Genomic DNA, 23,354 nt, shown 5'->3' on the forward strand with positions numbered 1-23,354 from the left:
GCGCTATCCCGTGGCCAGGCGGCCGATGTCGGCCACGGTCTCGAACGCGCGGCGCAGTTCACGCAGCAGGGCCAGACGGTTGCGCCGCTCGGCGGCATCTTCGGCCATCACCATCACCTGGTCGAAAAAGGTATCGACGCGATCGCGCAGGCCCGCCAGCTCGCCCAGGGCGTGCAGGTAGTCACCATCGGCCACCGCCTGCTCGACGCCGGGACGCACCGCCTGCAGGCCCTGGTAAAGCTGACGCTCCTCGTCCAGCGCCAGGGCCTCCGGGTCGAGGTCGGCCTCGGCCTCCTCGCCGGCCTTGCGCAACAGGTTGTGGATGCGCTTGTTCGCCGCAGCCAGGGCCTCGGCCTCCGGGCGCTCGCGGAACAGGCTAACCGCGCGCACGCGGCGGACGAAGTCCAGCGGGGTATCGGGCGCGACCGCGGCCACCGCCTCGATGGTCTCGTGCGCCTGGCCCTGCTCCAGCAGGTAGCCGCGCAGGCGCTCCAGGATGTACTCGCGGACCGGCTCCACCGCCTGGTCGGCCTCCGGCACCCGTTCGCGGATCGGCTCGGCCGCGGCCTGCAGCAGCGGGGTCAGGGCCAGCGGCAGTTCGCGCTCGACCAGGATGCGCACCAGCCCCAGCGCGGCGCGGCGCAGGGCGAACGGGTCCTTGGTGCCGGTGGGCTGCTTGCCGATCGCGAAGATCCCGACCAGCGTATCCAGCCGGTCCGCCAGCGCCAGGGCCTGGGCCAGCGGGACATCCGGCAGTTCCGAACCGGACTGGCGCGGCCAGTAGTGCTGTTCGATTGCAGCCGCGACAGACTCATCCTCGCGGTCGTGCAGGGCGTAGTAGCGGCCCATCGTGCCCTGCAGTTCGGTGAACTCGAAGACCATCTGGGTCACCAGATCGCACTTGGCCAGGCGCGCGGCGCGCGCGGCCAGCCCGGCATCCAGCCCCATCAGGCCGGCCAGGCGCTGCATCAGGGCCTCCAGCCGCACGGACTTGTCGCGCAGCGTGCCCAGGCGCTTCTCGAACACCACGGAGTCCAGCGCATCCAGCCGTTCCTCCAGACGCTTCTTGCGGTCCTGCTGCCAGAAGAACTCGGCATCGGCGAAGCGCGGGCGCAGCACGCGCTCGTTACCGTCGCGCACCGCATGCGGGTCCCGCGACTCGATGTTGCTGATGACGATGAAGTGCGGCTGCATGCGCCCGGCCTCGTCGACCACCGGGAAGTATTTCTGGTTGTCCTGCATGGTGGAGATCAACGCCTCCTGCGGGACATCCAGGAAACGCGGGTCGAAGCCGCCGGTCAGGGCCACCGGCCACTCTACCAGTGCGGTCACCTCGTCCAGCAGGTCGGCATCCACCAGTGCGCGCCCGCCCAGGGCCTTGGCCTGTTCGTGCACCTGGGCCAGGATGTTCTCGCGCCGCGCCTCGAACGACGGCTCGACAAAGCCGGGGCTGCGCAGCCGCTCGGCGTAGTCGTTGCCGCGCTTCAGCTCCAGCGCGCCGGGCTGGTGGAAGCGGTGACCATGCGTGGCCCGCCCGGCGGTCTGCTCCAGCACCGTCATCTCCAGCACCTCGGTCCCGTGCAGGACGACCAGCCAGTGCGCGGGGCGCACGAACTCGGTGCGGCTGCTGCCCCAGCGCATGCGCTTGGGCGTGGGCAGGGCCTCTAGCGCGGCCTCCAGCATCTCCGGCAGCAGCTCGCCGAGGGCGCGGCCCGGCTGCATCTGGCGGAAGACCAGGTATTCGCCCTTGTCGGTGGTCTCGCGTTCCAGGCGCTCGACCTCCACTCCGCAGGAGCGGGCAAAGCCCAACACCGCCTTGGTCGGCTCGCCGGCGTCATCGAAGGCGGCGGCCACAGCCGGGCCGCGACGCTCCTGCAACTGGTCCGGCTGCTGCCCCGGGACGTCCGGGAACAGCACCGCCAGCCGGCGCGGGGTGGCGAAGGTCTCGGGCACGCCCGGCTCCAGCCCGGCCTCGCTCAGCCGGTTGGCCAGACCCTCGGCCAGGGCATCACGCAGGCGCGGCAGGGCGGCGGGGGGCAACTCTTCGGTGCCCAGTTCGATCAGGAGTTCGCGGGCTTCAGCCATGTCGGGTCCGTGTCGGGTCCATCACGACCGCGCGCAAGGGCGCGCGATCCGGGAAATAGGGTTCAGGCGGCGTCGGGCTTGTTGGTGTCGTCATCGGCGCACAGCGGGAAGCCCAGGGCCTCGCGCGACTCGTAATACTTCTGCGCAACGTTTCGCGACAGCTCGCGTACGCGCAGGATGTAGCGCTGGCGCTCGGTGACCGAGATCGCACCGCGGGCATCCAGCAGGTTGAAGCTGTGCGAGGCGCGCAGCATCTGTTCGTAGGCCGGCAGCGGCAGGCCCAGCTCGATCATGCGATCGCTCTCGTTCGCATGCTGATCGAAGGCGGCGAACAGGGCGTCGCGATCGGCATGCTCGAAGTTGTAGGTGGACTGCTCCACCTCGTTCTGGTGGTAGACGTCGCCGTAGGTCACCGGGCGGCCGTCCGGGCCGACGGTCCAGACCAGGTCGAACACGCTCTCCACCCCCTGCAGGTACATCGCCAGGCGCTCCAGTCCGTAGGTGATCTCGCCGGAGACCGGATGGCAGTCCAGCCCGCCGACCTGCTGGAAGTAGGTGAACTGGGTGACCTCCATGCCGTTCAGCCAGACCTCCCAGCCCAGGCCCCAGGCGCCGAGGGTCGGAGATTCCCAGTTGTCCTCGACGAAGCGCACATCATGGGTGAGCGTGTCGAAGCCCAGCGCCTCCAGGGAGCCGAGGTAGAGGTCCTGGATGTCCGGCGGCGACGGCTTCAGCAGCACCTGGAACTGGTAGTAGTGCTGCAGGCGGTTGGGGTTGTCGCCATAGCGACCGTCGGTAGGACGGCGGCTGGGCTGCACGTAGGCCGCGCGCCACGGCTCCGGCCCGATGGAGCGCAGGAAGGTCGCCGGATGGAAGGTGCCGGCCCCCATTTCCATGTCGTAGGGCTGCAGGACCACGCAGCCGTGGTCGTTCCAGTAGTCCTGCAAGCGACGGATCAGGTCCTGGAAGGTGGGGCTGCTGCTGGACGGGGTGCGTTCGTGCGCCATGCGGGATCCCGGGTCAGGGCAAAGCGGACAGTATATCGGCCGGGCTCCAGCCTCGGCCACCGTCAGCGTCAGCGCGAAACGCGGAGACGCCCGCGCGAGTCGGCACTTCCCTGTGGCGGCAGACGGTTTTGCGCCAGCCGGGAAGGCGCCCATACTGGAGGCTTGATCCGGTTCGGGAGAACCGCCCTGAGCGAGCCCCACGCCAATTCGGAGCCGACGGTGACCGCGGAGAACGGCCAGCGCTATCGGGATACGCGCCGGGTGACGCTGGTGGGCGCGACCGTGAACAGCTTTCTCGCCGTCGCGCAGCTACTTAGCGGCTGGCTTCTGAACTCGCAGGCGCTGGTCGCGGACGGCGTGCATACGCTGTCGGACCTCATCACCGACGGTGTCGTGCTGTTCGCGGCGCGCAAGGCTGCGGCGTCCCCCGACCAGGACCACCCGTACGGCCATGCCCGCATCGAGACCCTGGCAACGGTGATCGTCGGGGTCTTTCTGGCAGCCGCGGGGCTGGGGATCGCCTGGGCAGCCGGCAGCCGGCTGGTCGACCCCGAGGCCATGACCGGTCCCGCCAATATGGCCATCTTCTTTGCCGCGCTGACCCTGGTCGCGAAGGAGGGCCTGTACCAGTACACCCACCGAGTGGCGAAGCGCCTGCGCTCGCGGATGCTCGATGCCAATGCCTGGCACCACCGTACGGATGCAATCTCGTCGCTGTTCGTACTGGTCGGCGTGGGCGCGGCGGTCGCCGGCTTCCCGTGGGCGGACGCCCTGGCGGCGCTGATCGTCGCCCTGTTCATCCTGCATATCGCCGGGCGCCTGATCGTGCGCGCCGCGGCGGAGCTGATCGACACCGCGCTGGAGCCGGAGAAGGTGGATCGCATTCACCGCACCATCCTGGACGTGCCCGGGGTGAAGGATGCGCACATGCTGCGCACCCGCCGCCACGGCAGCGACGTGGTGGCCGATGTGCACATCCAGGTCGCGCCGATGATCTCGGTCTCCGAGGGGCATCGGATCGCCGATGCGGTGTTCCATTCGGTGACCGACGAGCATGAGCGGGTCAACGACATCACGGTGCACGTGGACCCGGAGAATGACGCGGAGCAGGCGCGCAGCTCGACGCTGCCGTTACGGCCGGTACTGGTAGAGGCCCTGCGCGAGGCCTGGGCCGACACCCCGGAGCTGGACGCGGTGGAGCACCTGTCCCTGCACTACCTGGGCGGCCGGGTGCACATGACGCTGACCCTGCGCCTTGACGGGGCAACCGCGGCCCCGGACCTGGAGGCGCGGGCCCGGGCCCTGGCCGACCGGCTGCACGCCCACCCGCAGGTGGGCGACATGCTGGGCGAGGTCACGCTACTCTATCGTCCGTGCACTCATTAGGTGCGGCACACCCCAGCAAGCACTATCGTTGTGCATATACGGCACCATGTTGGTGCAAAGAGGAGGCGGCGCGGCACCCGGGGTGCCCGTTTTTCGCGCGCCCGGGCCGAATCGGGCCGGATGGCATGATGCCTGCATAATGACCCACGAAGCCGTGCAGGGGCCAACTGGCCGGCCGGCCAAAATCGAAGACTCAAGTGAAGACCAAGGAGACCCCCATGTCCGCAGCCGACGTGCTGAACCAGATCAAGGAAAAGGAAGTGCGCTTTGTCGACTTCCGCTTTACCGACTCCAAGGGCAAGGAACAGCATGTGACCATGCCGGCCCACGACATCGACGAAGAGACCTTCGAGGAAGGCAAGATGTTCGACGGCTCCTCGATCTCCGGTTGGAAGGGGATCAACGAGTCCGACATGATCCTGATGCCGGACGCCGAGTCGGCCGTGATCGACCCGTTCTTCGAAGACATGACCATGAACATCCGCTGCGACGTGGTCGAGCCGGCCACCATGCAGGGCTACGACCGCTGCCCGCGCTCCCTGGCGCGCCGCGCCGAGGCCTACCTGCAGAGCACCGGCATCGCCGACACCGCGCTGTTCGGTCCGGAGAACGAGTTCTTCATCTTTGACGACGTGAAGTGGGGTACCAGCCTGTCCGGTTCCTACTGCCGCGTGGACTCCCAGGAGGCGTCCTGGAACTCCGAGCGCGTCTACGAGGACGGCAACATCGGGCACCGCCCGGGCGTGAAGGGCGGCTACTTCCCGGTCCCGCCGGTCGACAGCCTGCACGACATCCGCTCCACCATGTGCGAAGTGATGACCGAGATGGGTCTGGAGACCGAGGTGCACCACCACGAGGTGGCCACCGCCGGCCAGTGCGAGATCGGCGTGGGCCCGGCGACCCTGACGCAGAAGGCCGACGAGGTGCAGATCCTGAAGTACGTGGTGCAGAACGTGGCCCACATCCACGGCAAGACCGCGACCTTCATGCCCAAACCGATCGTCGGCGACAACGGCTCCGGCATGCACGTGCACCAGTCGCTGTCCAAGGACGGCAAGAACCTGTTCTCCGGTGACCTCTACGGCGGCCTGTCCGAGACCGCGCTGTACTACATCGGCGGCATCATCAAGCACGCCCGTGCGCTGAATGCCTTCACCAACCCGTCCACCAACAGCTACAAGCGTCTGGTGCCGGGCTTCGAGGCGCCGGTGATGCTGGCCTACTCCGCCCGTAACCGCTCGGCCTCGCTGCGCATCCCGTTCGTGATGAACCCGAAGGCGCGCCGGATCGAGCTGCGCTTCCCGGACTCCACCGCCAACCCGTACCTCGCGTTCGCCGCGATGCTGATGGCCGGCCTGGACGGCATCCAGAACAAGATCCACCCCGGCGACGCGATGGACAAGAACCTCTACGACCTGCCGCCGGAAGAGGAAAAGGGCATCCCGCAGGTCTGCCATTCGCTGGACCAGGCGCTGGAAGCCCTGAACCAGGATCGCGAGTTCCTGACCCAGGGTGGCGTGTTCACCGACGACATGATCGATGCCTACATCGACCTGAAGATGGAAGACGTCACGCAGATGCGCATGACCACCCATCCGATCGAGTTCGACATGTACTACAGCCTGTAAGGCGTCCGCTTCCGGCCCCTCGGGGCCGCGAGGCCATCCGCCGCCGCGCCCTCCGGGGCCGGCGGCTTTTTTGTGTCCGGGCTCGGGCTCCACCAGGGAGAAGCCCTGCTCGCCGACACGACCGGCGATGCCGGATCGGGCATCGCAAAAAAGGCCCCGCGGATGGTCGATCCGCGGGGCCTTCTCGTGTGGCACCGGAAGGACTCTCCCGGGCCTCTGACCGTTCATCGGCAATCAGGCGTGCCAGCCGAACTCCTCGGCCTTCTGCTGTGCCAGCGCCGGGATGTCGGTGGCCACGAACTTCTCGTACAGCACCTGGACCCCGATCATGTGGTTGATCACCGCGTCCAGCTGGACCTGTGTCGCGGCCGGGGTATCCTCGGACTCGTGCAGCTCGAACACCTGGCGCACGCCCTCCGGATCCAGCAGACCCGCCTCCTCGACCTTATCCGGCGCGAGGTAGCGATCGGCCAGCGCCTTCATCGCGGCCCACTTGACCGGGTCGGTGTGCGCCGGCGGTGCCATGAACGCGAACTTCTCGCGCTCGTAGAGCACCTTGGGCAGCAGGCCCTTCATGGATTCGCGCAGCACGTACTTCTCGGTCGGACCCTTGATGCGCATGGTCGGCGGCAGGTGGGCGGCAAACTCGGCCAGGTGGTGATCGAGGAACGGCGGGCGCGCCTCCATCGAGTTGGCCATGTCCATGCGGTCGCCGCCCCAGGTCAGGATCTGCCCCTCCAGCATGGTCTTGATCCAGACGTACTGGGCCTTGTCCAGCGGGTGCCGGCCTTCCAGCATGTCGTTGTCCAGGGCGTTGGCGATGGCCTTGCCCGGCTGGTAGCCCTGCATGCGCTCGCGGCGCTTCGGGTGCAGCAGGCCCGGCACGTGGTCGGCGGCGGCCAGCCACGGCTGCAGGCAGGACGGGGTGAAGCCCATCATCTTCGTGAATTCGGGGTCATCCACCTCGTCCTCGGCCAGCATCGCGCCGGAGACCAGTTCGTTGGACTCGTTCAGCATCTGCTGCCAGGCCTGACGGTCGGCCTCCGGCAGGGTGTCCAGGCCGTGCAGGAACATGTCGCGGCGGAACGCCGGGTAGCCACCGAACAACTCGTCCGAGCCCTCGCCGGTGACCACCACCTTGTAACCGGCCTTGTTCACGTGGCGGCTCATCAGCAGCTTGGCCACGCCGAGGGTGTTGTAGATGGTGCGCTCGGCGTGCCACAGCGCCTCTTCGAAGTTGTCGTAGAGGTGGTCGGCGTTCAGGGTCATGATGTCCTGGTCGGCGCCGACGCTCTCGGCCATCTCGCGGGCGATCGCGGTCTCGTCGTAGTCGTCGTTGTCGAAGCCGATGGTGAAGGCCTTGACCGGCGACTGCTGGCTGGCCGAGGCCAGCCCCAGGGTGATGCAGGAGTCGATCCCCCCGGAGAGGTAGCAGGCGACCGGCACGTCGGCCTCCAGGCGCAGCTGGACGGCCTCCATCAGCTTCTCGCGCACGCCCTCGATCCAGTAGTTCTCGTCGGTCTCGCTCTCGGGCGGACGCTCGGAGGCCAGCGGGAAGTCCATGTCCCAGTACTTTTCCTGGCGGACCTTCAGCTTCCCGTGGGCGCGCTCGACGATCACCATGTGCCCGGGCTTCACCTGCTGGATGCCCTCGAAGGCGGTGGTGCCGGGCACCATGGTCTGCATCAGCTGGTGGTACAGACCATCATCGGCGAACTGGCGCGGGACGTCGGGATTGGCGAACAACACCTTCAGCTCGGAGCCGAACACGAAGCTCCCGTTGGCCTCGGTGAAGTACAGCGGCTTGATGCCGAAGCGGTCGCGGATCAGGATCAGCCGGTCGTGCTTGCGGTCATACAGCGAGATCGCGAACTCGCCGCGAAAGTGCTTCACCGCGTCCTCCAGCCCCTCGCGCTGGTACAGGTGCATCACCATCTCGGAGTCGCTCTTGGTGCGGAACTTCACTCCGCGCGAGGTGAGGTCGGTGCGGATGCGCTTGTAGTCGTACAGCTCGCCGTTGACCGCGGTCATGATCTCGCCGTTGGTCATGCAGAACGGCTGGCGCCCGCGGTTCTCGTCGAGGTCGATGATCGACAACCGCGCGTGGGAAAACCCCACGCCACGATCGTCCTGCGTCTTGTAGCCGAAGCCGTCGGGCCCGCGGTGATACTGGATCGCGGCCATGTTGACCAGGGTCTGCGGGTCGACCTTGCGGTTCGGGTCGGCGTTAAAGATTCCGGCGATGCCACACATGGCATGTCTCCTTGGTTATCCGTTCGATGCGAGCGGGGCGCGGCCCGGTCCGTTCCGGCGCGCCACGCCACTCGCGGTTCAGTTCAGTACGAGATTCAGTCTTCCGGAGTGTCCATGACCGCGCTGATGCGGCGGACCACACTGGTCAGCAGCGCCATGCGCACGAACACCGCCCCGCGGGCCTGGGCGAAGTACCAGTTGTGCGGGGTGTTATCGAGATCCGTCGACAGCTCCGCACCGCGCGCCAACGGGTGCATGATGATCGCGCCCTTCTTCAGCGGCGAGTTGCGGTCCAGCTTCAGGCCCTCACCCATGGACTCGAAGGTATCGCCCACCCAGGCAATGGCGTTGATGTACACCACGTCCAGCTCCGGCAGCACCGGGTCCAGCTCGTGCACCACGCGCAGGTTCAGGCCGGCCTCCGCCAGTTCCTCGCGCTGGCCGGGATCGAAGTTCTCGTCCTCGCGCGAGATGATCACGACCTCTTCGATCGCCTCGGGGAACAGGCTCAGCAGGCGCAGCAGCGAGCGCACCGTGCGCATGCGCGAGGGCACCCCGATGATGCCGACCTTGATGCGGTCCTCCGGGGCGACCGGGCCGGTGAACAGCTCCGGGCGCCACTTGGCCAGGGTGTAGACGTCCGCCAGCGCCTGGGTCGGGTGCTCGTCGATGCCGTTGCCGGCGTTGACCAGCGGGATGCGCAGGTTCTCCAGCATGTTGTGCGCGGCCTCGCCATCGGAGGAGCGCAGCACCAGCACGTCGCCGTAGTTGTTGAACATCTCGGCGATGTCCGCCAGCGACTCGCCCTTGGCGATGCCGGTGCTCTTGGGGTCGGTGATCGACATCACCGCGCCGCCAAGCCGGTGCCAGGCGCTCTCGAACGACAGCCGCGTGCGGGTGGACGGCTCGTAGAACGCGCTGATCAGGATCTTGCCCGCCAGCGGCAGATGCATCAGGGCGGGCGTGGTCTCGTACTGGGCGGCCAGCCGGAACAGCTGCAGCAGTTCCTCGCGGTTGAACTGCTGGCTGGAGACCACGTGTGCCGCGGCCAGCTTCAGCAGCGGATCCGGGTCTTCCTCCACCGCATCCAGCAACGCCCGCGGCCGGTCGGTACCGGCGGCGCCGTCTTTCGGGTGGAGCACGTGCAGGGGATCTTCGGTGTAGTTCACCAGAGGCGTCCTTTTTTCCAGTCGCGGATAAACAGGGCAATCAGCAGGATCGGGGTCAGGGTCGCCACGCTGGTGGCGATGACCACGATCACGGACAGTGCGGTTGTCGAGATCGTCATGCCGGCACCTCGGCGTCGGAACGGGCCAGCCGGCCCCAGTCGAACGGCCGCGGCATCAGCCAGGTGGTCAGCACCATCACCGCCAGCGAGACGGCGGCCCCGACCAGCGCGGCCACGTAGAACCCGATCAGGAAATAGCTGGCCAGCCCGATACCGGACCCCAGTATCATCGACCAGGCGGCACCCTGCGGGTTCGCCTGCTTCCAGTACAGGCCGGCGACGATCGGCCAGATCGCGGAGGCCACGAAGGCCCCGGTGAAGTACAAAAGCTCCGCCAGCGAGCCGACGATCGGGACCTCGCCGCGGTAGCTGGCCGCCAGCCAGGTCAGCAGCCCCAGTAGCACCACGATCACCTTGGTCGCGTGGAACTGGTGCTGCTCGCTGGCCCGCGGACGGATGTGGCCGCGGTAGATGTCGCGGGTCACCAGATCGGACGTGGCCGCCAGCAGCGAGTCGAGGCTGGAGGCCAGCGCGGCGAAGACCACGATGAACACGACGATCGCACCGGTCAGACCCAGCACCTCGGCGGCCACCAGCGGCCCGACCATGTCCGCGGCGGGGACGTTGATCCCCAGCGCCGGCGTAGCCAGCGCGATAAAGCCGGCAACAATCGGGATCGGCAGCCACAGCAGGCCGCCGAAGAGATAGGCCCGAAAGCCCACGTTGCGGCCGAAGGCGAAGGCGCGCGACCACCAGACGTTGGAGTGGAAGATCTCGCCCACGCCGAACAGCAGGTTGTTGAACAGGAACATGATCGCGGCCGGGAACAGCAGGCTCAGCAGTTCCGGGCGCTCTTCCATCAGGTTGAAGTGGATCGCCTCGAAGCCGACCTTGTCGATGGTCAGCCAGGCGATGAACGCCGCGCCCGCGACAATGATGACCGTCTGGATGAAGTCGGTCCCGATGACCGCGCGCAGACCGCCCAGCAGGGTGTAGATCACGCAGACGGTCAGGATCACGGTCATGCCCACGCGATAGTCGATCCCGGCCAGGGCATTGATCAGCACCCCGCCGGCCATCGCCATCGAGACCAGCCAGCCAAAGGCGTAGATCAGCGAGACCACCAGGAACACGCGCCAGGTGAAGGTGCCGAAGCGCAGGCGGATGAAGTCCCCGGAGGTGAAGCCGCGGGGCATCAGCTCGCGGATGCGCCGCGCCAGCGGCGCGAACAGGATCAGGCCCAGCGCACCCAGCGAATACCCGAGCATGCCCCAGACACCAAGCTGCAGCGCCAGCTGCGGGGCGGTCATCGTGGTATTGGCGGTGACCCAGGTGGCCATCGCCGTGGCGGTGGCGAGCGCCAGGCCGACATTGCGGCCCGCCAGCATGTGGTCCTCGGCGGTCTTGTTGCGACGACCCAGCCACCAGCCCAGCACCACCCAGAGGACGCTGAACGCCGCCAGCAGCCCCCAGGCAAGGGAGGTGGGCAGGATGGGGTCGTCGAGACCGGTCACGAGGCCTCCTGCACCTTCTTGATCTCGCGGATCGCCTCGTCCGTGGTCATCACCCGGGCGTAGCGGTCCTTGATGGTGGTGATCGTGGCCTTCTGCATCTCCGGCGTCACCGTGGCCGTGGCGTCGTCCATCAGGGTGACATAAAAGCCCAGGTCACAGGCATCCCGCACGGCGGTGGAGACGCACTCGTTGGAATACACGCCCACGATGAACAAAGCAGAGATATTCAGGTTGCGCAGGATGTAGTGCAGGTTGGTGGAATTGAAGACCCCGCTGGCGGTCTTGTCCAGCACGATCTCGTCCCCCACCGGGGCCACCTGCTCGACGAACTCGGCGTCCTTGGAGCCGGGAGCCGCGTGCAGGTTCAGGCGCTTGTGGCCCGGGCTGCGGTCGCGGCCGTCGTGGGTCAGCGAGCGGATGCGGGTGTGGATCACCTCCAGCCCCTCCTCGCGGAAGGCATCCTGCAGGCGGCGCACATTGGGCAGCACCGTCTGTTCGAGGCGGTTGAAGTAGTACTCCTGGGCCTCCAGCGGCACACCGGATTCGGCGGAATCCGCGAACACGCCGTGCCCGCGCGCGGCATCCAGGTACTGCAGGTCGATGCAAAGCAGCGCGACATGGTGCTCCCGCAGCTCCCGGCGCAGGACCGGCGTGGTGATCAGGCTCTCCTGGTACTGCTCGCGCAGCGGATCCAGGGAGTCGTAGTCGGTCAGGCGGGAAACATTGTTGTTGTCGGCCATTCCGGGCGTTTCCTCTCGTCGCGGTTTATTGCCGGGCCGCCAGCGCCAGGGCACTTTGCAGGGCCAGGTTGGCGCCGATCTCGATGTCCTCCCAGTTTGTCCATTCCGCGGCGGAATGGCTACGCCCCTGGAGGCTCGGCACAAAGATCATGCCGGTACGGGTGATCCGGCTCATGCTCTGGGTGTCATGGGCAGCGCCACTGGGCATGGTGATGTACTCCATGCCCATGCGCTCGGCCTGCGCCTCGATGGTCTGCACGATGCCGGGGTCACAGCGCACCGGGTCGATCTCGGAGAGCACGTCGAACTCGAACATCAGATCACGCCGCCGCGCCAGGCTCGACAGGGTGCGGCGCGCCGCATGGGCCAGCGCGGTCAGGACCTTCTCGTCGGTGTCGCGCACCTCGAAGGAAAAGGTCGCCACCCCGGGTACCGTGTTCGGCGCGCCGGGCGAGAGCTCCACGCGTCCGATGGTGGCGCGTGAGTTCGGGCTGCCGTGCTCTTCCAGCAGGCGATTGATCTCGCCGCCGAACTCGGCCAGCCCCTGGAAGGCATCGATGCGCATGTCCATCGGGGTGGTACCGGCGTGGTTCGGCTGGCCCTTCAGGCGCACCTCCCACTTGAACAGCCCGGTAATCGCCTCGACCACGCCCACGCTCAGGCCGCGCCGGTCGAGGACCGGCCCCTGCTCGATATGGGTCTCGATGAAGGCATGCAGGGTGTGCGGATCGCGTCGGGCGGCCAGGGCGTCGTCGGCATTGAGGCCCCAGTTGGCCATGGCCTCGACCAGGGTCACACCCTCCAGATCGCGGGCATGGCTGATGCTCTCCGGAGTCAGCTTGCCGGCCATCGCCTGGGAGCCGAACATGCCACCGAAGCGGCCTTCCTCGTCAGTGAAGTCGATCACCTCGAGGGGGTATTCCAGATCGACCGCGTTCTCCTTGGCGGTGCGCAGGACCTCCAGCCCGATCAGTACGCCCAGGGCTCCGTCCAGCGGACCGCCCCCGGGCACCGTATCCAGGTGCGAGCCCATGGCCACCACCGGGCGCTTGCCGTCGTACTCCAGGCGGCCGTGGAGGTTGGCGGCTCCGTCCTGCCAGACATCCAGCTCGGCGGCCTCCAGACGCCCGCGAAACCACTCGCGCCCGGCGCGATCGCCCTCGCTGAAGGCGCGGCGATGCAGGCCGCGGTCGGCATCGCGGCCGATCTGCCCGAGATCATTGATGTCCTGTTGCAGGCGCTGCATGTTGATCTTGAGATCCGTCATGGAACCCTCCGGAAGCGGGTCCGTCTCGATCACGCGAGGGTGCTGCCTCGCAGCGTATCGCGCGGGACGGACCGGGTGCGTCAGTCGCGCGGACGTCCGCGCAGGATGGCCCCGATCAGGACCAGGAAAACGATCGCGCCCACCGCGAAGAAGCCGAAGGCGCGGGCCAGGCTGTGATGCTCGACGGTGACGGTGGTCTGGTCGGCCCAGGCATCCGCATCCGCGGCGCGCAGGCGGAACCGGTACTCGCCATCAGGCAGCCCGCTGATGACGGTACTGGTGTCACCACCCTGGTAGATCATGCGTGCATCCGCGTAATCCGGCCCCGAGGCCTGCTCCAGCACCACCGCCGCGTCCGCCTCCCAGGCGAGGGTGAATCCGCCATCGGTGGAGCGCTCCGGCGGGGCGTCGAAGACCGGCTGGGCGCCCGCCGCAAGCGGCAGGAAGAGCAGCGCGGGCAGGAGGGAACGAAGGATGCGCATCGGGGCCTCCGGACGGGCCCGGGCTCAGGCCTTGCCGTCGAACGGCTGCAGCCCGGCCCGGGGCTCGGTGGTGTTCATCGCCTCGACCAGCAGGTCGAGGTTCTGGTCGAGTTCCTCCAGACATCCCTTCGGCAGCGACTGCAGGGCCCGGTTCAGTTCGCCCTGTGGCGCGGCCGGGGCCTGGTCCAGCAGTTCGAGGCCGGCATCGGTGACATAGAGCCGCACGATGCGCTGGTCCTTTTCCGGACGGCGGCGCTCGATCAGCCCGCGGTGCTCCAGCTTGTCCAGCAAGTTGGAGGTCGTGGAGGCATGCACCGAGAGCCGACGCGACAGGTCGCTGACGTTAAGCCCCGGCGTGCGCTGCAGCTCCCACAGGGCCCACAGCTGCGAGGCGCTGATCCCACAGGCCCGCTCGACCGTCCGCGAGTGCCCCTGCAGCGCGCGGATGATCACCCGCAACTGGCGGATCACCGAACGCGCCAGATCCGGCTCGCCACTCGTGCCGACGGCGGCACCGGATTCGTTGTCGTGTGCCTGGGGCACGGCCTGGGTGGATGTCATCGAAACTTCCCGCAATTGAATCACTCGTTTAGTTATTTTTGTACAAAAATAGTTCCATTGCAACTTACGCACCGGCTGGCGAAATCCGGCCATGGGCTCTAAACAGGTGGATTGGGGAGCCTGCCCCGCTCAGAGGACCGACCCGGTACGCCGGGCATCGGTCAGCTGGAGGGCATCCCGCCCAAGAAAAGGAACACGGGGCGGGTGTCGTGGTCACACCACAGTGCGCCGGGGCTGCGTATCGTGTTTACAACGCATTTGCCCGCGTGGTCCGCAGACCACCGGTTGCAGCCAGGGACGCACCGTGCACTTCGTGTCCGCCCGGTAAGGCCACTGGCGACACCCGAACCGCCCGACCAGAAGAGGAATCACAATGAAGAAGACGATGAGCTGGACCCTGGCACCCCTGTCCGGTGCCGTTGCCCTGGCCCTGTTCCTGGGCCCGAATGTCGCCGCCGCCGAATACGACAGCATCCAGGTCGGCAACCTGTCGATCGGCGGCGCACTGCGCGCCAATTATGTCATTGGCGACTATCCCGACTCCGATCGACGCTCATGGGACAAGGGCGGCAATTTTCTGCTCGACACCGCCCGTATCAACCTCGACTACGAGAACGGTCCCTGGCTCGGCAAGCTGGAGTACCGCTGGTATGACGGCTACAACATGCTGCACACCGGCTGGGTCGGCTATAACTTCGAGAACGAGAGCCAGCTGCAGGTGGGCGTCAACCGCGTGCCCTTCGGCCCGGGCCCCTACGGTGTCTCCCAGAGCTGGTTCTTCGACCAGCATTACTACGTGGGTCTGTCCGACGACATGGACCTCGGCGTGAAGTACACCATGCCGATGGGCGACTGGACCTGGGACTTCGGCTATTACGCGCGAGATGAAGGCCACTACTCGGGCGACACCCGGGACAGTGCGCGGTACTCCTATGACGTCGTCAACGAATCGGGCGACGGCTACGAAGAACGCAACCAGTTCAACGTGCGCGGCATCTACAGCATCCCGAACGCAAATACCGACGTCGGTTTCTCCGCGCAATACGGCGAGCTGAAGAGCAAGGGTCCGCAGAGTGATGGCGACCATTACGCGGTCTCCGGCCACATGGTCAACAACTGGGGCAACTGGACCCTGGCCAGCCAGCTGACCTACTACAAGTTCGACGTGGACGCGAACCAGCCGCTGGGAACCGACAAGCTGGTCCAGATGGGCGCCTACGACTTCCCCAACACCGTGGCCGCCGAGGGCTGGATCCCGGCTGTATCGCTCAGTTACTACCAGGAAACCAGCAACATCCCGTGGCTGGACTACGTAATCCCGTACGCCGAGGTGTCCTCAATCGTGAAGAGCGAGAGCGACTTCAACAACAGCGACATGCTGGTGCTGGGCGCCGCCTGGGCCCGGGGTAACTGGTACATCTACACGGACCTGGCCTACTCCAACGGCAACGAATTCGTCGGCGGGAACCGCCGCGGCGACAACCCGTTCGGGGATCGCCTGGGCGCCAACGAGGACGACAACTGGGAGGCCCGGGTCAATATCAACTTCGGGTACTACTTCTAGGACGAGAGTACGCGGCCGCCACCCGGCGGCCCGCTGGCGTCACTCGAGCCCGCATCCACGGATGCGGGCTTTTTGCTGTCCGGCCGCGAGGCCTTCGGCCGGCTAGTCGCGGGCGGGGGCCTCGGCGAGGTCCGGACGTCCGGGCTGGGGCATGCGGTCGGGATTGGCCCAGCGCATCAGGGCGAAGGCGAGCAGGATGGTGGGGATGCCGATCAGGGCGGAGCTGGCGAAGAACCAGACCCAGCCGATGTGCTCGGCGAGTACGCCCGTGAAGCCGGCGAGGAACTGGCCGGGCAGGGTCATGATGGAGCTGAACAGGGCGTACTGGGTGGCGGTGTAGGCGCTGTTGGTCAGGCTTGAGAGATAGGCGATGAACACCGAGATCGCCATGCCACCGGAGAGATTGTCGGCCATGATCGCGAAGACCAGGCCATAGGTCTCCGGCCCCAGGGTCGCCAGCCAGGAGAAGGTCAGGTTGGTCAACGGGGCCAGGATCGCGGTCGCGATCAGCATGCGCATGATGCCGAAGCGCACCACCAGCAGGCCGCCGAGGGCCGCGCCGGTCAGGGTCATGGCCAGGCCGAAGGCGGCGGCGATGTTGGCGATCTCGTCCTTGGTGAAGCCGATGTCCAGATAGAACGGATTGGCCATCACGCCCATGAAGATATCGCTGATGCGGAACACGGCGATGAAGGCGATCACCACCAGGGCGATCTTCCCGAAGCGCTGCCAGAACTCGACGAACGGGCAGATCACCGCGCCGATGAACCAGGCCTTCAGGCCGCGCCACCAGCCCGTATCGGAGGTGTTGTTGAGGTAGTGGACCACGCGGTCCTCGAGTCGGGCCGTGGCGGAGTCGCGCCGGGCCACCTCGGGCTCACGGACGATCAGCGTGCAGACGACGCCCACCAGCATCAGGGCGGCCATCGCGCCGTAGGAGAGGCTCCAGCTGCCGATCGCGGCGATATGCAACGCCCCGGCCCCGGCGGTCAGCAGGGCCACGCGATAGCCGAACACGTAGGCGGCGGCCATCGCGCCCTGGCGCTCCTGGCTGACGGCCTCGATGCGGTAGGCATCGATGGCGATGTCCTGGGTCGCGGCGCCGAAGGCCGTGAGTACGGCCCAGACGGCCACCAGCCAGAGCTGCTCCGTCGGGTCGGTCAGGGCGATCCCGGCCAGGCCCAGGATGATCACGGCCTGGGCGAACAGCATCCAGGCACGGCGACGCCCGAACACTCGGGTCAGGACCGGCAGGGCGAGGCGGTCGACCACCGGGGCCCAGAACACCTTGATGCTGTAGGCCATGCCGACCCAGGAGAGGAAGCCGATGGAGGCCAGCTCCACACCAAGGTCGCGCAGCCAGGCGGTGAAGGTGCCGCCGGTCAGCAGCAGCGGCAAGCCCGCGGCAAAGCCGAGGAACAGCATGCCGATGACCCGCGGATGGCGGTAGACCGCCAGGGCCGCGCGCCAGTCGCGGCGCGGGGGCCGTTGCGCTTCGGCGGCGTCGGTCATGCGCGGCACAGGCCCCGGTCAGGGCTGGTAGTCATAGTCGATCCAGAACGGCGCGTGGTCGGAGAAGCGGTCGTCGGTGTGGATGTACGGATCGCACGCGGTGGCGGCAATGCCCGGGGTGGCAATCTGGTAGTCGATCCGCCAGCCCACGTTCTTGGCCCAGGCCTGGCCGCGGTTGGACCACCAGGTGTACTGCTCGGGGCGCCCGTCCAGCCGGCGGAACACGTCGACCATGCCGATCTCGTCGAACAGGTGGTCCAGCCAGGCCCGCTCCTCCGGCAGGAAGCCGGAGTTCTTGCGGTTGGACTTGTAGTTGGTGAGGTCGATCTCCTTGTGGGCGATGTTCCAGTCGCCGCAGATGACCCATTCACGCCCGTCCTGCATGCGTTCCGCCAGCCAGGGGCGGAAGAACTCGAGGAAGCGCCACTTGGAGTCCTGGCGATGATCGCCCGAAGACCCCGAGGGCAGGTAGAGCGAGACCACCGACAGGTTACCGAACCGCATCTCGGCATAGCGGCCCTCGTTGTCGGCCTCCTCGAAGCCGATGCGGGTCACGACTTCGTCCGGCTGGCGTCGGCTGTACAGCGCCACGCCGCTGTAGCCGGGCTTCACGGCATCGACATAGACGCTGTGGTAGCCGGGTGGATGGAACGGCTCGCCCTGGATCTGGTGGATCTGGGCCTTGGTCTCCTGGATACAGACCACGTCGGCCTCGGTGGACGGGAGCCAGTCGAAGAAGCCCTTGCGGGCTGCGGCACGGATGCCGTTGGCGTTCATCGAGAGTATGCGCATGGCGGGGAACAATACCCGTGCGCGCGGGCGCGGAAAAGGCCCCGGGACCGCACGGATGCCGGATCCGCAAGCGGGTGTGTCAGAATACGGCGTTTCACGACCGGAGCCGCCCCGATGACCGCCCACGCCTTTCTGGAATACGCCCTGCAACGCGATGTCCTGCGCTTTGGCGAGTTCACACTGAAGTCCGGACGGGTGAGCCCGTACTTCTTCAACGCGGGGCTGTTCAATCGCGGGTCGGACCTGGCGCGGCTGGGCGAGTTCTATGCGCAGGCGATCAGGGATTCCGGTATCGAGTTCGACCTGGTGTTCGGTCCGGCCTACAAGGGCATTCCGCTGGCCGCGGCGGTCACCGAGGCGCTATATCGCGACCACGGCATGGACCGCCCCTGGGCCTTCAACCGCAAGGAGGCCAAGGACCACGGCGAGGGCGGCAACATCGTCGGCGCCCCGCTGGAGGGTCGGGTGCTGATCGTGGACGACGTGATTACCGCCGGCACCGCGATCCGGGAATCGGTGGACCTGATCCGGGCCGCCGGGGCCACCCCGGTCGGCGTGGCGATCGCGCTGGACCGCGAGGAGCGCGGCCGCGGCGAGCGCTCCGCGATCCAGGAGGTCGAGGCCGATCTGGGCCTGCAGGTGGTGCGCGTCGCCCGGCTGGGCGACTTGGTCCGCATGCTCGAGGAGACCGGCCGCGCGCCGGAACACCTGGAGGCCCTGCGCGCCTACCGCGCCGAGTACGGCGTTTAGGGAGACGCGCACCACCGCTTCAGCGTCCACCTCCGTCATTGCGAGGAGGTGCAGCCGACGAAGCAATCTCCCAGCGCGGTAGAAAGCCGCCGGCCCGCCCCACCCGTCGGTGGCTCCGGCCGGCGGTTACTTGCTTCGTTCGCCCCGCGGCCGTTCAACGCAGCCTTTCCGCTTCGACGGCGGCGGTCCTCGCAAGGACGGGTGCGGATGAGCGCGCAGAACGGGCTACAGGAGCTCGGTGTCGTCGTGCGAGTACGCCGGCGAGCAGCTGCACAGGATATGCAGGGGCTCGGCGCCGGTGTTGCGGATGTTATGCGGCGTGCCGGGCGCGATGCAGACCGTGTCACCCACCGTCACCGGGAAGGTCGCCTCATCCAGGCGCATCTCGCCCTGGCCACGGGTGACGTGATAGAGCTCCTCGGTGCGCGCGTGGCGATGCAGGCGCGTGATCGCACCGGGCTCGACCACGGCCTCGGCCAGGCTCTGGGCGGCGTTGCCGTGCACATCGGGGTGCATCAGCTCGCGGATCTGGGAGCCGTCCTTGGTGTCATAGGCCGGGATGTCGGCGTAGCGCGTATGCATCATCGGGCTCACGCGGACTCCGGCACTTCCTCGAGCAGCAGGCTCTGGCCACCCATCGCGGCGGGCTTGGGCACCCCCATCAGTTCCAGCACGGTCGGGGCGACATCGGCCAGGCCGCCGCCGGTGCGCAGGCGCCAGCGCTGGGAGTCGGTGATCATGCACATCACCGGGTAGATGGTGTGCTGGGTGTGCGGGGCGCCGGTCACCGGGTCGACGTATTCGTCGCAGTTGCCGTGGTCGGCGGTCACGATCGCGGAGTATTCCAGCTCCCGCGCGGCGTCCAGGACCCGACCGACCTCCTGGTCCAGGGTCTGGACCGCCTGGATCAGCGCCTCGCGCTTGGCGGTGTGCCCGACCATGTCGCCGTTGGCAAAGTTGACCAGGATGAACCCGTAGCGCCCGCTCTGCATCGCCTGGATGGTCTCGTCAGCCACCTCCCGCGCGCTCATCTCCGGCTGCTCGTCGTAGGTATCGACGGACGGCGAGGGGACCATCACCCGCTGCTCGCCTGCGTAGGGCTCTTCCTTGCCGCCGTTGAAGAAGAAGGTCACGTGGGCGTACTTCTCGGTCTCGGCGCAGTGGAACTGCGGGATGCCGGCGGAGGCGATGGTACTGCCCAGGGTGGTCGACGGACGCTCCGGGGGGAAGGCGATCGGTGACAGGAAGCGCGGATCGTACTCGGTCAGACAGGTCTCGGACACCGGATGGAAGTCGCCGCGGTCGAATCCGTCGAAGTCGTCCATGCCCAGGGCAGCCGTGAGCTGGCGCGGGCGGTCGTTGCGGAAGTTGAACAGCACGCAGACCGCATCCTCGCCCAGCGGGGCACCGCCGTTGATGATGCGCGGATTGATGAATTCGTCGTCCTCGCCGGCCGCGTAGGCGGCCTCGATGGCCTCGCGGGCGGAACCGGCGGACTCGCCCTCGGCATAGGCGATCGCTCGGAAGGCCTTCTCGGTGCGCTTCCAGCGCTTGTCACGGTCCATTGCGTAATAGCGGCCACAGACCGTGGCGATGGCGCCGCCGGCGTTGGCCAGTTCTTCCTCCAGCGGGTCGAGGTAGTTCAGCGCCGAGCGCGGGGCGGTGTCGCGGCCGTCGGTGATCATGTGCACCATCGGCCGCGCGCCCTCGCGCTGGCAGATCTCGACCAGGGCGCGCAGATGGCGGATGTGCGAGTGCACGCCTCCATCGGAGACCAGGCCGATCAGGTGCAGGGGCAGGTCGTTGTTGGCGGCCGCCCGGGCGGCGCTGACCAGGGCGTCGTTCTCGTAGAAGCTGCCGTCGGCGATGGAGTCGTCGATGCGCACCAGGTCCTGGTTGATCACGGTCCCCGCGCCCAGCGTCAGGTGCCCCACCTCGGAGTTGCCCATCTGCCCGTCCGGCAGCCCGACCGCGCGGCCACAGGCATCCAGGGTGGTGTGCGTATGGGTCGAGAGATACTCGTCGAGACGCGGGGTGTCGGCCTCGGCGTAGGCATTGTTCAGCTTGGAGGGGTTCACGCCGACTCCGTCCATCACGATCAGCAGGACGGGGCGGCGGGGGGTGGAACGCGGATCGGCCATCGCGGGATCATTACCTGGGTCAATGGGTTACCCGGGTATTTTAGCAACTTCCGATGCTTGGCGGGGCGCCGGGCCGCACAAATCGCGGGTGCCCCGGCCGGTTCAGCGATCGCGCTGCGTGTCATCCGCCTCGGTTGAGGCGTCCCCGGGGTCCGAATCGGCGCCGGGCGGGGTGTCGTCGCCCTCCGTGCCGGAGATCGCCGGTTGCTCTCCAGAGCCGGCGGGCGTGCCCCCGGAATCGCGGGCGGCCCGCTGGCGGCGCAGTTCAGCCTGCTCTTCCTCGATGCGGTCCAGCTCGGCATCCATTTCGTCATCGGTCAGCGGGGTGTACCCGGTACGCGCGGCCGCCGTGGCACTTTCGCCCGCCCCGGCGGCGGTCCCGGTCGTCCCGGATGCCGTCGCCGCCGAACTCGCCGCGGCCGTCTTGCGCGATCCGCCGCCGCTGCCGCCACCCCGCGGCTTGCCACCACCCGGGCCGTCATCATCCGGGCCGTCGTCGTCGCCCGTGTCCGCGTCACCGCCCGCGCTAGCGCGCCGTTCGGCCTTCTTGCGCTCCATGATCCGCGACAGGATCAGGCCGATCTCGAACAGCAGCCACATCGGCAGCGCCAGCAGGGTCTGCGAGATGATATCCGGCGGGGTGAGCACCATCCCCACCAGGAACACCCCGACGATTACGTAGGGGCGCTTCTGCGCCAGCTTGGCCGGGGTGGTCGCCCCCATGGAGACGAGCAGGATGGTCGCCACCGGCACCTCGAAGGCAATGCCGAAGGCGATGAACAGCATGATGACGAACGACAGGTAGCGCGAGATGTCGGTCATCACCGACACGCCCTCGGGCGCGGTGGCGGTGAAGAACGCGAAGATCAGCGGGAACACCACGAAATAGGCGAACGCCATCCCGAGGTAGAACAGCATGGTGGACGAGGCCACCAGCGGCAGCGCCATGCTCTTTTCGTGGGCGTACAGACCCGGGGCCACGAAGGACCAGACCTGGTACAGCAGGTACGGGATGCTGAGGACCACGGCCAGCAGCAGGGTCAGCTTGAACGGGATCAGGAACGGCGCGGCCACGTCGATCGCGATCATGCTGGTGCCTTCCGGCAGATGCTGCATCAGCGGATCGGCCAGCCAGGTGTAGATCGGATTGGCGAACGGGAACAGGATCAGGAACACCACCAGGATGGCGATGAACATCCTGAGGATGCGGTCCCGCAGCTCGATCAGATGCGTGAGCAGGGTCTCGGTGGCTTCCGGACTCGGCTCGACCCCCGGTTTGGTCTTGCTCATGAGTGCTTGTCAGGGGTCTGGTCGTCGTGAGTGGTGTCGGTCGTCGAGTCCCGCGCCGGGCGCGCGCCCTCGTCCGCGGGATCCGGGGTCCGGCGTTCGCGCACCGCCGGCTTCTTGCGCTCCGGACGCGGCCCGTCGGCCGCCCGTGCCTTCTGCTCGGCGGCCAGCGCCGGGTCGTCGGTCATCAGGTTGCCGTCCAGATCGCCCTGCGTGGGCACACGGCGCACCTCGGCCGGTTCGTCGGCTTCGGCGTCGGTATCCGGCGTTTCATCGTCGCCACCGCGCACCGCCGCGTCGGGGCTGCGCATCGAAGGCTTGTCGCGCACCGCCGGCTTGGCCGGCTTCTTCTCGGCCAGCGCCTTCTGCTCGGAGTCCGAGAGGTGCTTGCCCGTCTTCGGCTGACCCTCGATGTCCTCCCGCAGACCACGCTCGGTGTCCTCGAACTCCTCGCGCAGGCTGGTCTCGGTCTCGTCCATCATGTTCTTGAGCTGGCGGATCTCGCGATCCTGGCTCTTCAGCATCTTGCGCAGCTCGTCGGTCTGCAGCTCCTGCTCGAAATCCGAGCGCACGCTGTGCACGAAACGCCGGGTCTTGCCCACCCAGCGCCCGATCTCGCGCGCAAGCCCGGGCAGCCGCTCCGGCCCGACGACCAGCAGCGCCACCAGCACGATGATGATGATTTCCCAGAAGCCGATATCGAACATGGACTACCGCCGTTCGAGCCGGGCCACCGCGCCGGGCGCGAGGCTCAGGACTTCTTGTCCGATTGCGAGGCGTCGGAATCCTTTTCGCTGCTCTTCTTGACCTCGGCGTCGACCACGCGACCCTTGTCGTCCGTCTGGTCCTCGACCTCGCGCGTCTCGCCGTCTTCGCCTTCCTTCTTCTCTTCGGCGTCGGGGTCCTTGACCGCCTGGCGGAAGTTCTTCATCGCCGAACCGATATCCCCCCCCATGTTGCGCAGCTTCTTGGTGCCGAACAGCAGCACGACAATCAACAGGATGATGAGGAGCTGCCAAATACTGATACCACCGATACCCATGGATTCTGTCTCCGGTAAAACGACTTTGGGGTTAGCCTGAACGGCGCCAGGCCCATAATCAACTGTGCGGCACGCCGGGTCATGTACATGCTCGCGCCCGGATTGCTCTGGCGCG

The 23,354-nt window shown here is 67.4% G+C and carries 21 protein-coding genes; 4 read left to right on the forward strand and 17 right to left on the reverse strand.

Translation table 11 applies throughout. The annotated features are described in order from the left end of the window. Positions 1 to 3 precede the first annotated feature (3 nt). Positions 4 to 2,085 carry a glycine--tRNA ligase subunit beta gene (gene glyS / locus D106_RS0103535; RefSeq protein ID WP_018878269.1) on the reverse strand — a complete coding sequence of 694 codons (2,082 nt, stop codon included), beginning with the start codon at positions 2,083 to 2,085 and terminating at the stop codon, positions 4 to 6. Positions 2,086 to 2,147: 62 nt separating this feature from the next. Beyond that, on the reverse strand, positions 2,148 to 3,092 hold the full coding sequence (gene glyQ / locus D106_RS0103540; RefSeq protein WP_018867665.1) for a glycine--tRNA ligase subunit alpha: 945 nt from the start codon (positions 3,090 to 3,092) through the stop codon (positions 2,148 to 2,150). Between the two features lie 162 nt (positions 3,093 to 3,254). Here glyQ and D106_RS0103545 point away from each other — a divergent pair, with 162 nt between their 5' ends. Both D106_RS0103545 and glnA read left to right on the forward strand, forming a co-directional pair. Beyond that, positions 3,255 to 4,478 (forward strand): cation diffusion facilitator family transporter, encoded by a 1,224-nt coding sequence (locus D106_RS0103545; RefSeq protein WP_018879235.1) that lies wholly within the window; start codon positions 3,255 to 3,257, stop codon positions 4,476 to 4,478. Positions 4,479 to 4,696: 218 nt separating this feature from the next. Further along, positions 4,697 to 6,106, forward strand: a complete 1,410-nt coding sequence (glnA, locus tag D106_RS0103550; RefSeq protein WP_018867663.1) for a glutamate--ammonia ligase — start codon at positions 4,697 to 4,699, stop codon at positions 6,104 to 6,106. Between the two features lie 234 nt (positions 6,107 to 6,340). Here the strand turns inward: glnA and asnB are convergent, their stop codons facing one another. The 8 genes from asnB to D106_RS0103590 all read right to left on the reverse strand — a co-directional run bounded on the left by asnB (position 6,341) and on the right by D106_RS0103590 (position 14,151). Then, a complete protein-coding gene (gene asnB / locus D106_RS0103555) occupies positions 6,341 to 8,359 on the reverse strand; it encodes an asparagine synthase (glutamine-hydrolyzing) (RefSeq protein WP_018879236.1) in 2,019 nt (672 codons plus the stop codon). Between the two features lie 95 nt (positions 8,360 to 8,454). Beyond that, on the reverse strand, positions 8,455 to 9,528 hold the full coding sequence (locus D106_RS0103560) for an aspartate carbamoyltransferase (RefSeq protein ID WP_018879237.1): 1,074 nt from the start codon (positions 9,526 to 9,528) through the stop codon (positions 8,455 to 8,457). After that, positions 9,525 to 9,647, reverse strand: a complete 123-nt coding sequence (locus D106_RS15340; protein ID WP_018867660.1) for a hypothetical protein — start codon at positions 9,645 to 9,647, stop codon at positions 9,525 to 9,527. The genes D106_RS0103560 and D106_RS15340 overlap by 4 nt, the downstream gene beginning before the upstream one ends. After that, complete coding sequence (locus tag D106_RS0103570; RefSeq protein ID WP_018879238.1) at positions 9,644 to 11,101, reverse strand: sodium:solute symporter family protein; 1,458 nt, start codon at positions 11,099 to 11,101, stop codon at positions 9,644 to 9,646. Before D106_RS0103570 ends, D106_RS15340 begins: the two co-directional genes overlap by 4 nt. Continuing rightward, positions 11,098 to 11,841, reverse strand: a complete 744-nt coding sequence (locus D106_RS0103575) for a cysteine hydrolase family protein (protein WP_018879239.1) — start codon at positions 11,839 to 11,841, stop codon at positions 11,098 to 11,100. Before D106_RS0103575 ends, D106_RS0103570 begins: the two co-directional genes overlap by 4 nt. Positions 11,842 to 11,866: 25 nt before the next feature. Further along, a complete protein-coding gene (locus D106_RS0103580; protein ID WP_018879240.1) occupies positions 11,867 to 13,108 on the reverse strand; it encodes a Zn-dependent hydrolase in 1,242 nt (413 codons plus the stop codon). Between the two features lie 80 nt (positions 13,109 to 13,188). Further along, positions 13,189 to 13,590 carry a hypothetical protein gene (locus D106_RS0103585; protein WP_018879241.1) on the reverse strand — a complete coding sequence of 134 codons (402 nt, stop codon included), beginning with the start codon at positions 13,588 to 13,590 and terminating at the stop codon, positions 13,189 to 13,191. Positions 13,591 to 13,614: 24 nt separating this feature from the next. Next, on the reverse strand, positions 13,615 to 14,151 hold the full coding sequence (locus tag D106_RS0103590) for a MarR family winged helix-turn-helix transcriptional regulator (protein ID WP_018879242.1): 537 nt from the start codon (positions 14,149 to 14,151) through the stop codon (positions 13,615 to 13,617). A gap of 373 nt (positions 14,152 to 14,524) precedes the next feature. Here D106_RS0103590 and D106_RS0103595 point away from each other — a divergent pair, with 373 nt between their 5' ends. Continuing rightward, on the forward strand, positions 14,525 to 15,715 hold the full coding sequence (locus D106_RS0103595) for a hypothetical protein (RefSeq protein ID WP_018879243.1): 1,191 nt from the start codon (positions 14,525 to 14,527) through the stop codon (positions 15,713 to 15,715). Between the two features lie 102 nt (positions 15,716 to 15,817). Here D106_RS0103595 and D106_RS0103600 read toward each other — a convergent pair whose 3' ends face one another. Together D106_RS0103600 and D106_RS0103605 are read right to left on the reverse strand one after the other, a co-directional pair. Beyond that, on the reverse strand, positions 15,818 to 17,227 hold the full coding sequence (locus tag D106_RS0103600) for an AmpG family muropeptide MFS transporter (RefSeq protein WP_038028762.1): 1,410 nt from the start codon (positions 17,225 to 17,227) through the stop codon (positions 15,818 to 15,820). A gap of 18 nt (positions 17,228 to 17,245) precedes the next feature. Beyond that, positions 17,246 to 18,019 (reverse strand): exodeoxyribonuclease III, encoded by a 774-nt coding sequence (locus tag D106_RS0103605; protein ID WP_255349377.1) that lies wholly within the window; start codon positions 18,017 to 18,019, stop codon positions 17,246 to 17,248. Positions 18,020 to 18,133: 114 nt separating this feature from the next. Here D106_RS0103605 and pyrE point away from each other — a divergent pair, with 114 nt between their 5' ends. Continuing rightward, positions 18,134 to 18,769, forward strand: a complete 636-nt coding sequence (gene pyrE / locus D106_RS0103610) for an orotate phosphoribosyltransferase (protein WP_018879245.1) — start codon at positions 18,134 to 18,136, stop codon at positions 18,767 to 18,769. Positions 18,770 to 18,994: 225 nt separating this feature from the next. Here pyrE and D106_RS0103615 read toward each other — a convergent pair whose 3' ends face one another. From D106_RS0103615 to tatA, 5 genes are all read right to left on the reverse strand, one after another. Beyond that, a complete protein-coding gene (locus tag D106_RS0103615; RefSeq protein WP_026280556.1) occupies positions 18,995 to 19,351 on the reverse strand; it encodes a cupin domain-containing protein in 357 nt (118 codons plus the stop codon). 8 nt (positions 19,352 to 19,359) lie between these two features. After that, on the reverse strand, positions 19,360 to 20,910 hold the full coding sequence (gpmI, locus tag D106_RS0103620; RefSeq protein WP_018879247.1) for a 2,3-bisphosphoglycerate-independent phosphoglycerate mutase: 1,551 nt from the start codon (positions 20,908 to 20,910) through the stop codon (positions 19,360 to 19,362). A gap of 102 nt (positions 20,911 to 21,012) precedes the next feature. Continuing rightward, complete coding sequence (gene tatC / locus D106_RS0103625; protein WP_018879248.1) at positions 21,013 to 22,200, reverse strand: twin-arginine translocase subunit TatC; 1,188 nt, start codon at positions 22,198 to 22,200, stop codon at positions 21,013 to 21,015. Further along, entirely contained in the window at positions 22,197 to 22,904 is a 708-nt protein-coding gene (gene tatB / locus D106_RS0103630; protein WP_018879249.1) for a Sec-independent protein translocase protein TatB, read from the reverse strand. The genes tatC and tatB overlap by 4 nt, the downstream gene beginning before the upstream one ends. 44 nt (positions 22,905 to 22,948) lie before the next feature. Next, positions 22,949 to 23,239 carry a twin-arginine translocase TatA/TatE family subunit gene (tatA, locus tag D106_RS0103635; protein WP_018867646.1) on the reverse strand — a complete coding sequence of 97 codons (291 nt, stop codon included), beginning with the start codon at positions 23,237 to 23,239 and terminating at the stop codon, positions 22,949 to 22,951. Between the last annotated feature and the right edge of the window lie 115 nt (positions 23,240 to 23,354).

This window comes from Thioalkalivibrio sp. ALE9 (genome assembly GCF_000377445.1).
Classification (GTDB): domain Bacteria; phylum Pseudomonadota; class Gammaproteobacteria; order Ectothiorhodospirales; family Ectothiorhodospiraceae; genus Thioalkalivibrio.